Below are 16,119 nucleotides of genomic sequence, written 5' to 3'. Positions count from 1 at the left end.
AAAAAAGTATCATGAATGGAAAAAGACACCTGCAGAAAACTGCAGATGTCTTCAAATCACCTTCAATTACATTGAAGTGTAACCGCCGTCGACGTTCAGGACCGTGCCTGTGACGTAGGATGAAAGGTCGGAGGCGAGCCACAGGTTCGCCTCAGCCACTTCATCTGCTTCAGCGAAGCGGCCGAGCATGCTCAACTGCTTTGCATATTCGTCCGGGTCGAAACCGAACTGGTCGAGTGCGCCGCGGAGCATCGGCGTGTCGATTGCACCCGGCGCCACACTGTTGATGCGTATCCCTTTCGGTGAATAGTCCATCGCCGCCTGTTTCGTCAGGCCGATGACGCCATGTTTCGCTGCAACATAGGCCGGATTGGTGGGCTGCGGGCGGATGCCGCTGACCGAAGAAGTGTTCACGACCGAGCCCTTGATGCCGTCCTTCTCCATCTGTGCAAGCTCGTACTTCAGGCAGAGTGCGACACCGTTCAGATCGACGGACATCAATTTTTCAAAGTAATTGAAGTCCATGTCCGCAAGCGGTTTGTCATCCGGCGTGATGGCCGCGTTGTTGATTGCGACATCAAGTTTACCGTAAGCTTCCACAGTCTTCTCGACCATCTGCTTCACGTCTTCCTCGTTGGAAACATCCACTTTGACGAAGATCGCTTCCCCGCCGTCCGACTTGATTTCTTCAACGACCTTGCTGCCTTCTTCTTCATTCATGTCTGCAACGACGACTTTCGCACCGGCTTTGCCGAACTTCAGAGCTGTGGCCTTGCCCATGCCCATTGCTGCACCTGTGATGATTGCTGATTTGTTTTCGAGAGAAATCATTGAAACGCCTCCTGATCATTTTCATTTCATATCCATTATAACATTTACTGTCTGAAAATTTAGGACACCTGCTTATTCCAAGTGACGACTTTGTGAATTTAATCACTATTGTATTTTTGTATCCTTCCCTTCTGTTTTCAGCTTCCAAAGGCTTTCAAGCATAGTGCCGAACCCGTCCCAAATTTGTAATCGGTGTAAAAATGCGTTATCATGAAACCAATGCATCACAAAACCGAATAGCAAGACCACTGGAAGTGCCTTTTGAAAAAGGCTGAGATCGAAGTAGTGACTTCGGGATTCCGGAACCTGATCCAGATCATGCTGGCGTAGGAAAGTGGCGTGGAGATACACAGACAAAGTATATGACTATACAATTGCGCTATTTTTCTTAAATGAAAAATAGCGCTTTTTTTATGGAGGTGAAGCCATGTTCATCGCAATCACCCGATACAGGACACCCGCTTCGAAAGACATCAGGCAGATCCTCAACATCGCATCCCACATCGATCACCTGCTCATACGGACACCGATGCCGCCTGAGGAAACATCCTCTTTTCTGGATGCTTTGATCAGTGCAGGTTTCCCCAGGGAGAAGATCATCATCCACAGTGACATCGGTTTGCTCGAAGCTTTCGATCTCCCGGCCATCCACTTCAGGGAATATGATGAGGATGCATTCGAGTACAAGCGGAGAGCCCCTGGGATTTCCGTCAGTATGTCCACCCACTCCGCCCGCTCGATCGAATCGGCCCGGGCTGCCGGACTGGACTTCGTGTTGTTCGGGCATATCTTTGAAAGCGCTTCAAAGCAGGGGCTGCCCCCGCGGTCCGGTCAGGAAATCATGGACGCCCTGGCAGCGGATATTCCGGTGGTTGCGCTCGGCGGCATCAACGCACGGACGGTTCAAAAGCTGCCGAAAGGTTTCAGCGGCATTGCAGCAATTTCATATTTCATGGATGCAGATCCTTCAGAAATAAAAGCACTCGGAAAGGAATGGGAGTTATTAAATTTGATGTAATCACAGTCGGTGCAGGTGTGATGGGCCTCTCCATCGCAGCTGAACTCGCAGAAAACGGCCTGAAAGTCGCGGTCATCGACCGTGACGAAGCGGAGCGGCACGCATCCTTCAAGGCCGGCGGCATGCTCGGTGCACAGAACGAGTTTTACGGGGACAGCCCTTCATTCCGTCTGGCCAGGGCATCGAGGGCGTACTTCAAGCCATTGAGTGAATCACTGCTGGAGACCACCGGCATCGACATCGAGTACAGGGAGACCGGACTGATAAAAATCGCCGATTCCAGTGAAGACGCGGAAAATATAAGAAGGCAGCACGCATTTTTGAATGGCCACAATGAAAAAGTGCAGCTGCTGGATGAAAATGCGGTCCTGGACTTGAGCAATCAGTTCCTGCGGCCGAATGAACATCCCGCCATGCTGATACCGGCTGACGGCCAGGTGAATGCCAACAAATATACACGCGCCCTCACCGAGCGCGCCCTCATCAATGGCGTGACACGCATCGGCCATACTGAAGTCCTCTCCATCGAACGCTTGGGTGAAAGTTATACGGTGAAGACCTCAAAAGGCATCATGCATGCCGGGAAAGTCGTGGTCACGGCCGGGGCATGGGCCCAGGAGCTGATTGAACCCTTCGGTGTGCAGTCTTCCATCACCGGTGTGAAAGGAGAGGTCATGCTGCTCGAACATCCGGGTGTGCGGATGGACCACACGCTTTTCATGACGAACGGATGTTATATCATCCCGAAGCGGAATCACCGCTTCCTGCTCGGCGCGACAAGCCTGTTCAATGATTACTCTGCAGGCATGACGGACGCAGGAGAAGCATGGCTGTGGAAGGAGGCGCTCCGTCGCCTGCCGAGGCTGAAGGGTGCCAATGTGCTGATGAAAACTTCAGGCATCCGTCCGTATACACCGGATGCGGCACCGGTCATGGATGAAGTGCACGACGGACTTTTCCTCGTCGGCGGCCACTACCGCAACGGCATCCTCCTCTCCCCCATCACGGGCCGGCTGATGTCCAAATGGATCATACGGGGCGGACGCCCCGAAGGGCTTCAGGAATTTACCATTGAAAGGATGAAGACAGATGCAATGCATCATCAATGATGAAACATTCACGTTCGAAGAAGATCTCACGGTTTCACAGCTGCTCGCACATATGGATATAGATGCAGACCGCGTCGTCGTGGAGCATAACGGCGAGCTGATCAAAAAGGAATCATTCGACAGCCACATCGTCAAAAGTGACGACAGGCTTGAATTGCTGGAATTTGTAGGAGGCGGATAAAATGCTTAAAATAGGAGAATTTGAATTCAACTCAAGGCTGTTTCTCGGTACAGGCAAGTTTTCGGATGAGGAGACACAGACGAAAGCGATCGGGGCATCGGAAACCGAAGTGCTCACCTTCGCAGTCAGGCGCATGAATTTGTATGATAAAGACCTGCCGAACCCGCTCGCGAACATCGATCTGAGAAACTATGTGACATTTCCGAACACAGCCGGTGCAAAGACCGTCGAAGAGACGGTGCGCATCGCTGAGATCGCAGACCATGCCGGCGTCTGCGACATGATCAAAGTCGAAGTGATCGGGGATGATAAGACACTCCTCCCCGACCCGATCGCAACGTATGAGGCGTGCGAAATCTTACTCGAAAAAGGCTATACAGTATGCCCTTACATCTCCAATGATGTCGTGCTCGCAAGACGGCTCGAAGCACTCGGCGTCCATGCCGTCATGCCGCTCGCTTCCCCGATCGGCACCGGACGCGGCATCAACAACCCGCTGAACTTGAGGTATATCATCGAGCAGGCGAACATCCCGGTCATCGTCGATGCAGGGATCGGTTCACCGAAAGATGCATGTTATGCGATGGAGCTCGGTGCCGATGCGATACTGCTGAATACGGCGATTTCAGGGGCCAAAGATCCGGTCAAAATGGCGGAAGCGATGAAGCTCGGCATTGAAGCGGGCATGCTCAGCCACGAAGCCGGCCGTATACCGGTGAGGTACACGGCACAGGCCTCGAGCCCTGCTGAAGGTCTGGGATTCCTGTAATGGACAGATACGACAGACAGATCAGGTTCCAGGGCTTCAGTGAATCCGGTCAGGAAAACTTGAGCAGAGCCACCGTCATGGTCATGGGCGCCGGCGCCCTCGGCACGCATGTCTCAGAGCTCCTCACACGGATGGGCGCCGGCAAACTGATCACGATTGATATGGACATCGTCGAGATGACGAACCTGCACCGCCAGACCTTATACACCGAAGAAGACGTAAGATTGATGAAGCCGAAAGTCGAGGCTCTGAAGGAAGAGCTTGGTCAGATCAACAGTGATGTAGTAATAAAAACCCTGAACACCGAGCTTGCTTCAAATAATATCATCGGGATTTTAAAAGAACATCAGCCGGACATCGTCATCGACGCCATGGACCACTTTGAGATCCGCTTCCTGATCAATGAAGCGTGCCATAAGCTCGGCATCCCCTGGGTGTACGGTGCCGCAGTCGGCAGTAAAGGCAGTGTTTACGCTATAGACTTTGATGGCCCATGTCTGAAGTGTCTGATGGACACCATGCCGGCGAGCGGGGAAAGCTGTGAAATCAACGGCGTACTGCCGCCCGTCATCACCCAGACAGCAGGAATTGAAGTTTCAGAAGCCATCCGCTTCCTCTCCGGTGCGGGATTTTCGAAGAAACTGATCACAATCGACACTTTCGGCATGAATTACAAGACGATGAACATCGATGCCTTGAAGAATGATGATTGCACGGTATGCGGACAGCATAATTATGAACACCTTGAAAAAGAGACTTTCAGGCCCGTCCAGTCGAACTGCGGCCGTGTATTCACATTGAGATTCGATGATGAGATATTTGAGGAAGAGCTGCAAGGTAAAATCATCAAAGAGAACCGCTTCGTCAAGTTCATCAACTATGACGGATATGATATGACCTTATTCAATGACGGCCGGATGAATGTGTATGGATTGGAAGGCCAGGAAGAAGCGGAAACGTTATATCTTGAAATTGCCGGCAGCCTGTCAGCAAATTTCCACAAATGAAATTATAAATACCCCAAATACAATGTATTTGGGGTATTTCTCTCTGCTTATGCAATGAGGTTTGAAATCATCAAAAAAACTGCACCCTTTCGGATGCAGTTGCAGTTATTCTATGTATTCGGCTGTTCATACCTTAAAAAGATATAAGTAAACGGCCCCGGCAGGATTCGAACCTGCGGCACATGGTTTAGGAAACCAATGCTCTATCCCCTGAGCTACGGGGCCACATTTAGTATGTAATAATCAGTCACTTCCTAATTATATCATTTGATTAATGATATTTCATCAACTTTTTAGGTTTTTTTGTTTTTCAATGATAAAGACGAGCGACCACCGTAATACGAATGGCAAATCGCCCGTCTTTTGTATATTGATTGGTCAGTCATCCTCTTGTTTGGATGCTGCATTCACTACGATTTGTCTTCTTTGGAAATCTCCTCGAGTGCCACTTCGTATTCTTCCGGGTCGTCTTCCTTCACTGCCACATCACCAAGTGCGACGATGCCGACGATTCTGTGATCTTCAACGATTGGCAGACGGCGCACCTGGGCATTCGCCATAAAATCCGCTGCCACTTCTTCGATTGTCGTTTCCGGTCCGCATGTTTCGACTTCTGTAGTAATGATATCTCTGACTTTCATCAAAATATGCCTTCTTATAGAAACTTTTATCGATCATCTGGCTGTCTATAGTATATTTACCACGGGTTCGGAGGGGGGGTTAAACATGGTCACGTGAGTTTTCATCTTTACAGACCAGTGAAAATATAAGAAGATTCTTTAACGGCGGAACTTACTTTTGTAACTAAAAATAATATGTTATAATATGAGTATCAAATCAGAGTGCTGAACATGTAACACCGAACCCCCAATCTATGGCAGTAGATTGGGGGTTTTTTGGTGTATTGGACGAGTCATCCAGTCATTCATCACGATGGTTCAGCCAATAAGAGAACAACGCGGGGATTACACCTGCAACCATCGATGGAACCCATAACTCAGCCAGAGTGGCAGGACGCCGTACCAATCGATGACTCTGTTTTGTATAGTGCCAATGATCCCTTTTCTGCTTTCGGATAATGAGAACATCCTTAAAGGTGATGACTTGCTTCCCGGGGACGCTGTCCCCTCATTAAGCCATGACATCCCTCTTCATGAATGTCATATAGCTTAAAGCCATAAAGATGACCATATAGCCAATGATGACTGCGAGCGAAAACGGCCAGCTGATTCCCGGGAGCAGCATCAACCCGGTCATGAAGCCGATTGTGGCGGTATCATCGCCCTGTCCGAAGATCCCCATCAGCACCTGCGGCCCCGCTGACAGGATGATTGTCACGGCTACCAGCAGAGCGACGAGCCAGTGCTTCATGCGCAGCCACTCCCTCATCAGCAAACCTTTTAATTGCATCATTTCCCCAGCCTCCATATTAGTGTACTAGTTAAATAGTACACTGACATTAAAAAATGTAAAGGTCTTATGATTGTTGGGCATGCCGCAGAATTTCAGTATATCCACTTCCCGAAACCTCACTTTTCCGGTTGTGTAACTCATGAATGACTGACCACCCTGCTTCCGACCCAACCCAGTATGATGAATCACTGAATGACCGTCACGATATCAGCATCCAACCCAAGTGTTGGATATGAAATATTGAACCCCCAATCCATTAACATGGATTGGGGGATTATTGGGTGTATTGGGCTAGTTATTCAGCTCGAGTGTCGAAATAAAAATGGAACAATGTAAAGGTCCTCCCTAAATGAATCAGTGCAAATCACAAATCAACTATGAATTAAAAAGGATATAAATAAGTCAGGTCGCTCATTTGCGTCATTAATTGACCTGCATTAGAAGCTGCATTATCCAATGCTATTAAATCATCATTCTCACTAGCATTAAACGTGCCCTCTAAATATTCACCGAGATTAATATCAAAATCCATTAATTCTTCATGAAATCTTTCATATTCTGTGGGAATAATTTTTCCTTCAATATCATCATTAAAACGCTCACTCATCAACTCCTGAGTTGTATAAGCACTATAAATTAAATCTTTAGCTAACAGAGAAAGTCCTGCCATTTCAAGCTCTTCTCCGAACGCACTTAAATCTTCGCCAACAAACATAATATTCATCATATAAGATTCTACAATTTCCTTATATTCATCATGAGATAAAGTAGTGTCGTTCTCTTCTTCCTCAGCCTCTTTTGCGGCTTCTTCCTCTTTGCGTTTTTCCTCAGCCTCTTTTTCGGCTTCTTCGGCTGCCTTTTCAGCCTCTTCCCGTTCTCTTTCTTCTTCAGCCTCTTTTTCTTCAGCTTCTTTCTCTTTACGCTCTTCTTCAGCTGCCTTCTCTGCTTCTTCCTGTTCTCTTTCTTCTTCAGCTGCCTTTTCAGCCTCTTCCCGTTCTCTTTCTTCTTCGGCCTCTTTTTCGGCTGCTTCCTCTTTGCGTTTCTCTTCAGCCTCTTTTTCTGCCTCTTCCTCCGCTGCCTTCTCTGCTTCTTCTTGTTTTTCTTCGTCTTCTTTTTCTTCTTCCACAGCCGTCTCAGACTCTGCCTCTGCATGCACTTCATCCGGGTCGTCGATTATTAGATCGTCGGACTCGTCTCCTCCCATATTAGTAAAAATAATCAGGGAAAAGATTGCAGTAACAATTAATTTAGGCAGTCTATTCCACCCTGAATATCTCCACATCAAATATAGCCCGACTGGAAAAAACAATACAAGTAACGTAATGATGAGCCAATTACTCTCTTTGTGCTTATGCCATAAACCTTCAAGCTTTTCCATATACTCCCCGCTTTCGAATTGATATTAAACTTTTTATTTACTGTATTTACATATATTGTATCATATTGAAAGATTTTAAAATGCAACTTATTTTATATTGGTCTTAAGTTTTCCATGAACGCTATAAATGTTCTTTGTATTGATGAAAGTATGATTAAACTAAGTAAACAAATTGAGCTTAATCCCAGCAGGTTTAAATTTGCCAGATGGATTAGGATACTCGTATTCTATCGTCTGCTCACCTGCTGTTTAAGACCGGCTACTATTAATCTATATCATTCAATGCCTCAGTCCTTCCTCACTCTCACCATGGCTAAGGAAAGTAAAAAATTACATTTCCCTCTTTGATTATGTAACCGCTTTCTTATATACTATAATTACACTAAATGGAGAGGTGAATAGAATGGCAAACATCAACAAAAGCCGCATGAAGATTTACGTGCTCGACAATGGAACACTGCGCATGGACAAGAACTTGATGATTGCGAACTCCAACCAGGCCACCATCGACGACCCCAATGCTCCGAACGAAATGATCGAGTTTCCGATCTACACCGTATTCATCGACCACCCTGAAGCGAAGATCCTTTTCGACACCGCATGCAACCCTGAAAGTATGGCGAATGAAGACCATGAAGGGCGCTGGGGCCCGAATATCCAGAAAGCTTTCCCCTACTCCGCCACTGAAGAATGTTACTTACCGAACAGGCTGGAGCAGATCGGTGTCGATCCGAAGGAAGTCGATTATGTTGTCGCCTCCCACCTCCACCTCGACCACGCCGGATGTCTCGAATATTTCACGAACGCACTGGTGATCGTACATGATGATGAATTGAACGGCACGATGCAGATGTATGCCAGGAACCAGAAGGAAGGCGCCTATATATGGGCGGATATCGATGCCTGGATCAAGAATGAGTTGAGCTGGCGGACGATCAAACCCTATGAGGATGACCTTGAACTGGTTGAGGGGATCCGGGTATTGAACTTCGGCAGCGGTCATGTCTGGGGCATGATCGGACTTGAAATCAAATCAGAGGAGCTTGGCACGCTCATCCTTGCATCTGACGCCATCTATACTAAAGACAGCATGGAACCGACCCTGAAGCCGCCGGGCATCATCTACGACTCCATCGGATGGGCAAGATCCGTCGAGAAAATCAAGAAGATGGCCAAAGAGAAGAATGCAGATATCTGGTTCGGGCATGACGGGGAACAGTTCGAAGGTTTCCGGAAATCCACTGAAGGCTATTACGAATAATCCATTTCAATAGGAGGATATTATGGAGATCAAAGCTGCGGTTTTACATGAGATGGGCTTGCCTGCACCTTACGCAGAAAGCAAGCCGTTGAAGATAGAGACACTTGAACTGGATGATCCGAAAAGTAATGAAATCATGATCAAAATCGGTGCGATCGGCCTGTGCCACTCCGACTTATCCGTCATCAACGGCTCAAGGCCGCGCCCGACACCGATGGCGCTCGGCCATGAAGCGGCCGGAGAAGTCATCAAGGTCGGTGATCATGTCGAGGACTTTGAAGTCGGCGATCACGTGGTCTGTGCATTCGTGCCGAGCTGCGGCCACTGCATCCCATGCCGGGAAGGCAGGCCTGCATTATGTGAGAAAGGCGCCGCTTCCAATGAAAAAGGCGAACTGCCTGACGGCGGCAAGCGGCTTCATATGGACGGCGGAGATGTCCACCACCATGTCGGGGTATCCGGTTTTGCGACCCATGCGGTCGTTTCAGCGAACTCCGCGATCAAAGTGGATCAAGATATCCCATTTGAAAAGGTGGCGATATTCGGCTGTGCGGTGATCACCGGCATCGGTGCCATCATCAACACCGCCCAGGTCAAACCCGGCAGTACCGTCGCAGTCGTCGGACTCGGCGGCATCGGCCTGAATGCGATACTCGGGGCGAATCTCACCGGCGCGAGCAAAATCATCGCCCTGGACATCAACCCGAAAAAGTTCGACCTGGCGAAGAAACTCGGTGCAACGCATACATTTGATTCATCCGATGAAAAAGCTTTGGAGGAAGTCAGGGCACTGACGAACGGCGGCGTCAACTACGCCTTCGAGACTGCGGGTGTCGTGCCGGCGATGGAAGTCGCCTATAAAATCACCAGGCGCGGCGGCATGACGGTGACCACCGGACTCCCGGATCCGAAGCACAACTTCTCCTTCCCGCAGGTCACCCTGACCGCAGAAGAAAGGACGGTCAAAGGTTCATACGTCGGCAGCTGTGTCCCCACCCGGGATATCCCGAGGTTCATCGACCTCTATAAGCAGGGCCGGCTGCCTGTGGATACGCTCCTTTCGGACACCCTCAAGCTTGAAGATATCAATGAGGGATTCGACAGACTTGAGAAAGGCGATGTCGCACGGTTAGTCGTGAAGATGGAATAAGATTTGATGAGACTCTATAAGGACAAGGACCCGAATATCCGGGTCCTTGTCTTGTGTGAAAGCGATGGATTATGAATTCAATTCATCCCTGAACAACTAAACCGATACACCAAACCCCCATTCTATTGCCGTAGAATGGGGGTTTGGTGAATCATGTCAACTGTAGTGGATTGATACTTGTATTATACCACTTTTTACTGAAGCACTTTTAAAGATGAATTCCCTGTCTTTTTAGCTTCAGTATGCTTATTTCATATTTTGACTTAAACGACTGCTTCATTCCGGCTGGCCGGGTGAATCCGAATATTCCTCTGATGCACCGCTTTCCGGCCCTGCCATCTCCGGTGCATCCGTCTGATAGAGGTTCGTGGTCGATGCGCCGTCGCGTTGTTCGATCAGGCTCGTGTCTTTCCTTGGATGTGCTTCGAGGACATCCATTTGATTACGATATAAATAATCAATTTCCTTCAATTCATCCAGGGGTTCAGGGTTGTAGAAACGCAGTAGATCTTTCATCAGGATTTCATTGGAATGATTCAATTCTTCCCTCGCCTCATCCCTGTAGCGGTACAGTGCTTCCAATTCTTCTTCGGTGAATTGGTCATGCAGTGGTTCCCCTGTCTCTGTATCATAGATTTCCTGTTCAAAGAAAGTATACTCCGGTGTAATTACCCGGCCATTTCTGAGCGGGACGGTATTATCATGTTCTTCTGATAAAATATCCTGCCCCATGAATAGATAGCCTTTTGTTTCCATGCCCAATAAATGCATCAAGGTCGGCAGCATGTCCACCTGACCGCTGTATGTGTCGAACACTTCACCATTATCTACACCGGGTACATGCATGATGTACGGCACCCTTTGTATTTGAGTATTGTGGTAATCATCCCACTCGTCCGGATCTTCACCCACTAAAGGTGCCAAATCCGGGTTCCTCATATCGGAAATACCATAATGGTCACCATACATCACTATAATGGAATCATCATATAAACCGCTTGATTTCAGGTAATTGAAGAACTCTTCCAATGCCTGATCGGCATAGTGCGCTGTGACGAAGAAATTATTGATTGTATCATCACCTGTCCGGGCGGCTGGAAATTCCACATTCTGCTCATCCAAAGGATAAGGGAAGTGATGGGAGACAGTGATGAACTTCGAATAGAACGGCTGGGGGAGCTGTTCAAGGTACTCCACAGAATCATGGAAGAACAGTTTGTCTTTCAAGCCATATTCCATTGATCTCTCTCCGGATACATCATAAAACTCGGAATCAAAGAAGAAGTCATAGCCGAAACTCCGGTAAGTATCCGTCCTGTTCCAAAATGACCCGACATTACCGTGAAAGGCAGCTGAGGTGTAATCCCCGTGCTGATCCAGAATGTTTGGTGCAGAATGGAATGTATTTGTGGATCCCAATGTTTGGAACGCACTGCCCTGCGGGAGGCCGTACAATGACAATTCCCCTAACACTTCAGCGTCTGATGACTTGCCCTGGCTGGTCTGATGGAAGAAGTTTTCAAAACTGTATGAGGCCTCATCGTTATATATACTCGAAAGGAATGGCATGACTTCATGGGTTTCGCCATATTCATCTTCCAATTCGTAATCAATCAGAAACTGCTGCACACTTTCCAGTGCGATCACAATCACGTTGCGATCTTCCGCCACCCCGAAGTATTCAGGATTCGGCGCTGCATGGTTTTCGGCTGAGAAGTTGAACACCTTCGCCAAATCCGACTCATCGGCACTGACGCGCATCTGACTGTTTTGTGATGCCTGGAAAACATCGTAACCGGTAAAGAAATTCAATCCCAAATATTTGACGATGTAATTCCGGTCAAAAGTCCGGGTCAATAATTCTGGACGGTCAATTTCCGCCAGTATCAGGTTCCCTGCCAAAAGCAGGACACCGAGTGATGTGACCAGGGTTTTGGTGCGCCTCTTATACGTTTTCCTATCTTCCGTGAGCGGTGCCTTCTTTTTATAGAAGAACAAGTAGGCGAACAACATGATATCGACCCAATATAACAAGTCCCAAGCCCGCATCATTTCAAATGTGGAAGTGAATAAAGCAGGGGTCACGTTGTTGGTACTGGATACGATATTGAACGTCAGGAAATCGGCGAACTCCCTGTAATAAAGTACATTCACATATAATAACAGCGTCATCAACAGCAACAATGTGAACATGATCCATTTTCTTAAATTGGGACTTTTGAAGAACAGCGCGATGGATAATACGATGACCCCGGTGGCAATCGGGTTGATGACCAATATAATGTTTTCCATTATACCGGATACGCCTAAACTGAATTCAATCCAGTAGGCCATGTATGTTTTCAGCCAGAGTAAAAAAAGGAATAAGATGAAATATCCATAGCGTTTATTCAATAATTCTTTTATTTTTGACATATTTCCACTTCCTGATTCCCTACCTCTTAAGATAGAGTAAAATATAAGAAAAACCCTCAAACATAGGCGTGGAGGGTTTTGTGAAGGATGGCAGGAGAAATTAAAACATTTTGATCTCAAGGATTACAACAACGCCTCATTATATGGACAGTCGCTTCCCCACTTCAGGTGTGGTGCCATCCCTTTTGAGTCACCTATATTGATGATTTCAATCTTCTCGATTACAGCCTCGTATTTTTACAAATATTTTACAAATTTTATCAATGCTTTTCATTATAAACCAGTATATAGCTTTTACGCAAGAAAATACTCATAGAATGACGATGGCATTTACAAATAGTTAATGAAGAAAAGCTATTTGTCATAGAGAGGTTTGCGGGGTTGATCGGGTGTGTGGCGTGACAAAACCACCTGTGGAACACAAAAAAATCTCTACTCTGGTTTGATTCAGAATAGAGATTTGACATAAATATATTGTTAAAAAACTACCATCGGCAATTATGCATCTAGTTTTTTCTGAAAGTTTTCAGGTTGCATTCACATCATGAGAGGTATCTTTAATCCCGGATGATATCAACAGTCAGCTCCTCATAATCTATTTCATAAATATCAAAGAGTTCCATTAAATATTTCATCTTGGCACTGTTGGAATAGCTGACATACATGTAGATGCCAGGTATTATTTCAACCCTTTCTTCGTGGGGTTCCGTACTAAAAATTAAGTCCAATCCCGATTGATTTAATTTTGCCAGCTCAAGAAGTGGATTTACATTCTTTTCTGCCAACGATTTTACAATCTCGATCATCATTGCTTTCCAAGTATCTATAGGAACATAGTTATCATCTAAAAATGTATACCCTTTAATGTAATAATTCTTAAAAGTCTGGGTCCCATCAAATATGACCATTTCCTGCTTTGTGGATATCGGCTCATAAGTAGTATCAGGATATTTCCATATGTCTAAGGATCTTTTGATTATATCGTTTCTTCTCCTGATGATTTCGGCCTCTCCCCAGGATTCACTGACTGCCGGAAGGCGATTTAAAAATGCAAAATGACTGTCCTTAAAACCCTTTTCAATATTCTGTTTCTCTCTGAATGGTCTGTTGCTGTATTTAGAATTATAACCTGTCAGGGTCAAGTTCCCTATCGAGTTCAAGTAAAGATCATGAAGCTCCTCATGATTTTCTCCCAGTTCTTTCTTCCACTCCGAGCTCAATGTCTGTGGCATGATATGCTCCACACTGTAATCCTGGTTTTGCACGCCTTCAAAAATATTCAGGTTTTCCACATGACCATGATTCTCGAGTCTTTCAAATATATAAGTCCTTATCTTTGGGCTGATGTTGTACATATTTCTGGACTTCAAACTCTCTTCAACTTCCCGGTCATCAGGGAAACGACCGGTACTTGTTTTTGAAAGTAGAAGGTATGCAATGATTTCCGACTCTGCCACATTACCCTCTGTTTTTGTCATATGTTTTCTTAAGTCCTTATAAAGCGTCGCAAAAATTTTATTAAGGGTATTGGAAGGGAGCGCAGTGATTAGACGCCTCGCTATATATGATTCTACGAGTCTAAATATGCGGATGATCTCTTCTGCATCCATTTTTCCGTCTGAGTAATCTTTGAGGATAGCAAGTATGAACGGTTTAGCGACTGTCACGTTGATTTCTTCAATACGCTTTAGAAATTCATTGATTTCTTTGTTATTGGTATTGGATTTGAGCGTATGCTCGTATGCTATCGAGTATTCAGCAAGCTCCTTGAAAAATTCTTTTTTTACATCTGGCTTTTTCTCATTTTTATGTTCAAGTTTGTTATAAAAATCGGCGAAAGCTTCATAGACTTTTGCTATAACCGGAGTTTTCCCTTCTTTCAAAGTCAGGTAGTCCTTGAAGAAATCGGACATTTTTAAATGTGTCCTTTCCTCTATCGGCTGCCAATAATTGTTGAATAACTCCTGCTGAGAACTCTGGTCTTCATTCATGAGCAGGAAATTTCTGATCTTATCCGCATTAGTCAGGTCCACTCCGGTTGAATTCAAGCTCTCAAAGATGAGTTGAGGGTCGTCATCCGGAGAGTTCAGATTGACCACCATCACCTGCAGTTTGTTGATTGATTGAAACAATTCTTCCAGAGTTAAATGCAGGGTTCCAAGTTGTTGATAAAAGTAGTCATAATTGATTGTGATGTTGGAAGTTTGAATATGGGTTCTCGGATCACTGTATAATCTTTTATAGGCTTCAAAGTCCCTTGGGTTGGGCTTCAACTTCTGCTTGTCTGCATCATTACTGAAACTGTTGATCAAGAAGCTGTCGTTCAAATTATAGGGATTGATGGTCTGCTGCGTGATATTGTGCTCCATCATGTAATTCTTCATTGCGAGTATGAGTAATGAAATTGTCGTAATCCTCTGCTGACCATCGATGATGACTATGTCTTGGGAATAGTCCCCAGGTTTTACGACGATGCTCCCAAAGAAATGTGTCTGTTTACCTTCTTCATGCAAACTCACCAGATCATCAATCAACCGCTTACAGTTCTCTTTCTGCCAATCATAATTTCTTTGATAGACAGGTATGATGAGTTTCGGCGCTCCTCTTAAATACTCACTTATGTATCTTACGTTGCCTTCCATATGAACACATCCTTAGTGTAATCCTTAACATTACTATAACTTAAAAAGTAAATGATGAGAATTACAAAAAAGCCCCCTGAACCAGCTCACTGTTATAAGTGACTACTTCAAGGGGAACTTCTTACTTTCCTTACGGGCGTTCTTCTATTTGCTCAGCTTATTGATGATATATTGGTTTAAGGATACACCTTCAAGCTTTGCTGCCTGGCTTAGGTTTCTATGGAGACTCTTGGGCATCCGGACTCTCAAGTTGCCACTGAAATGATCATCTCCAACAGGTTCCGGTATCTCTTCATCGTTCTCCATCATATCTTCAATGAAACCTTCCAGCACTTCATATATCGCTTCGTGTGCCTCTTCGAAAGATTCGCCGGTTGCTATACATCCATCGAATTCCAACACCCTTGCTGCATAATAAGACCCTGCTTCGTCGTGAATCGGTTTAATAATGACGTTGTAAGGCTGCCCGAGATAATCGTTCAAGCTTCTCTTCTCTGCTACACTCATATAGTTCATGGCTGTAAAGTGGGATAAACAGCCAAATAAATCATCTATTCTTCCCCTATCCGCTTCAGGAGTTCTCTGATTAAATAAGGCTTCAACGGTTTTTGATATGGTAAAGGTCATCTATCATCTGTTCTGGAATTCTTAAAAAAATTGACTTTTCTTTACTCTCGAAAGTTCATATCCATAAGTCTGTAAGACCTTTTCTGCCTCAGAGAATTTGATGTTATTTGGTTGACGTTTCATCTTTTCAATCATTTTTTCACCCCAGCCATGTTTCACCTCCTCGCCTTAATAAAATGGTACCACATAAGGTACCGAAAGAATAGATAGATATCATGTTTATGATTGGGAACAGCGTAAACTAAACATGGTTTTCCAAAACTTTATTGTACCTATGAGAGATAAGCCTAAAGAGTTTTCAGGAGAGATTCCTTGGAC

At 45.7% G+C, this 16,119-nt stretch carries 14 protein-coding genes, 1 tRNA gene and 1 riboswitch; of the genes, 7 read left to right on the top strand and 8 right to left on the bottom strand.

Going from position 1 to position 16,119, the window contains the following annotated elements; translation table 11 throughout:
• Positions 1–66: 66 nt before the first annotated feature.
• Positions 67–831: an SDR family NAD(P)-dependent oxidoreductase gene (locus tag BUA12_RS10585; protein WP_072710584.1), complete on the bottom strand. Its 765-nt coding sequence runs from the start codon at positions 829–831 to the stop codon at positions 67–69.
• A gap of 240 nt (positions 832–1,071) precedes the next feature.
• Positions 1,072–1,181: riboswitch (TPP riboswitch) on the top strand.
• 77 nt (positions 1,182–1,258) lie between these two features.
• On the opposite strand from BUA12_RS10585, the gene BUA12_RS10580 reads away from it, so the two are divergent.
• The 5 genes from BUA12_RS10580 to BUA12_RS10560 are packed head-to-tail and all read left to right on the top strand — an operon-like array spanning position 1,259 to position 4,915.
• Positions 1,259–1,849: a thiamine phosphate synthase gene (locus BUA12_RS10580; protein WP_072710583.1), complete on the top strand. Its 591-nt coding sequence runs from the start codon at positions 1,259–1,261 to the stop codon at positions 1,847–1,849.
• Positions 1,825–2,958, top strand: a complete 1,134-nt coding sequence (gene thiO / locus BUA12_RS10575) for a glycine oxidase ThiO (RefSeq protein WP_072710582.1) — start codon at positions 1,825–1,827, stop codon at positions 2,956–2,958. The genes BUA12_RS10580 and thiO overlap by 25 nt, the downstream gene beginning before the upstream one ends.
• Entirely contained in the window at positions 2,939–3,139 is a 201-nt protein-coding gene (gene thiS / locus BUA12_RS10570) for a sulfur carrier protein ThiS (protein WP_072710581.1), read from the top strand. Before thiO ends, thiS begins: the two co-directional genes overlap by 20 nt.
• 1 nt (position 3,140) lies before the next feature.
• Positions 3,141–3,908, top strand: a complete 768-nt coding sequence (locus tag BUA12_RS10565; protein WP_072710580.1) for a thiazole synthase — start codon at positions 3,141–3,143, stop codon at positions 3,906–3,908.
• The gene (locus BUA12_RS10560; protein WP_072710579.1) at positions 3,908–4,915 is read left to right on the top strand and encodes a HesA/MoeB/ThiF family protein; all 1,008 of its coding nucleotides are present in this window, start codon (positions 3,908–3,910) and stop codon (positions 4,913–4,915) included. Before BUA12_RS10565 ends, BUA12_RS10560 begins: the two co-directional genes overlap by 1 nt.
• Before the next feature lie 152 nt (positions 4,916–5,067).
• Here the strand turns inward: BUA12_RS10560 and BUA12_RS10555 are convergent.
• The 4 genes from BUA12_RS10555 to BUA12_RS12975 form a co-directional block, all read right to left on the bottom strand.
• A tRNA-Arg gene (locus tag BUA12_RS10555) sits at positions 5,068–5,140 on the bottom strand.
• A 185-nt stretch (positions 5,141–5,325) separates the two neighbouring features.
• Positions 5,326–5,490, bottom strand: a complete 165-nt coding sequence (locus tag BUA12_RS10550) for a CBS domain-containing protein (RefSeq protein WP_415735807.1) — start codon at positions 5,488–5,490, stop codon at positions 5,326–5,328.
• A 556-nt stretch (positions 5,491–6,046) separates the two neighbouring features.
• Positions 6,047–6,328, bottom strand: coding sequence for a DUF2705 family protein (locus tag BUA12_RS10545; protein WP_072710577.1), 282 nt, complete (start codon positions 6,326–6,328; stop codon positions 6,047–6,049).
• Positions 6,329–6,710: 382 nt separating this feature from the next.
• Complete coding sequence (locus BUA12_RS12975; protein WP_143146132.1) at positions 6,711–7,706, bottom strand: hypothetical protein; 996 nt, start codon at positions 7,704–7,706, stop codon at positions 6,711–6,713.
• A gap of 403 nt (positions 7,707–8,109) precedes the next feature.
• On the opposite strand from BUA12_RS12975, the gene ahlS reads away from it, so the two are divergent.
• Complete coding sequence (ahlS, locus tag BUA12_RS10535) at positions 8,110–8,967, top strand: AhlS family quorum-quenching N-acyl homoserine lactonase (protein ID WP_072710576.1); 858 nt, start codon at positions 8,110–8,112, stop codon at positions 8,965–8,967.
• A gap of 22 nt (positions 8,968–8,989) precedes the next feature.
• Positions 8,990–10,117: a zinc-dependent alcohol dehydrogenase family protein gene (locus BUA12_RS10530; protein ID WP_072710575.1), complete on the top strand. Its 1,128-nt coding sequence runs from the start codon at positions 8,990–8,992 to the stop codon at positions 10,115–10,117.
• A 276-nt stretch (positions 10,118–10,393) separates the two neighbouring features.
• Here BUA12_RS10530 and BUA12_RS10525 read toward each other — a convergent pair whose 3' ends face one another.
• From BUA12_RS10525 to BUA12_RS10515, 3 genes are all read right to left on the bottom strand, one after another.
• Positions 10,394–12,532, bottom strand: coding sequence for an LTA synthase family protein (locus tag BUA12_RS10525; protein WP_072710574.1), 2,139 nt, complete (start codon positions 12,530–12,532; stop codon positions 10,394–10,396).
• A gap of 557 nt (positions 12,533–13,089) precedes the next feature.
• A complete protein-coding gene (locus BUA12_RS10520; protein ID WP_072710573.1) occupies positions 13,090–15,174 on the bottom strand; it encodes a DUF262 domain-containing protein in 2,085 nt (694 codons plus the stop codon).
• Between the two features lie 144 nt (positions 15,175–15,318).
• On the bottom strand, positions 15,319–15,681 hold the full coding sequence (locus BUA12_RS10515; protein WP_084670142.1) for a toxin-antitoxin system HicB family antitoxin: 363 nt from the start codon (positions 15,679–15,681) through the stop codon (positions 15,319–15,321).
• Positions 15,682–16,119 lie beyond the last annotated feature (438 nt).

Source organism: Lacicoccus alkaliphilus DSM 16010, assembly GCF_900142805.1.
In the GTDB taxonomy this organism is placed as follows: Bacteria; Bacillota; Bacilli; order Staphylococcales; family Salinicoccaceae; genus Lacicoccus; species Lacicoccus alkaliphilus.
This window is presented reverse-complemented; position numbering and strand designations above follow the sequence as displayed.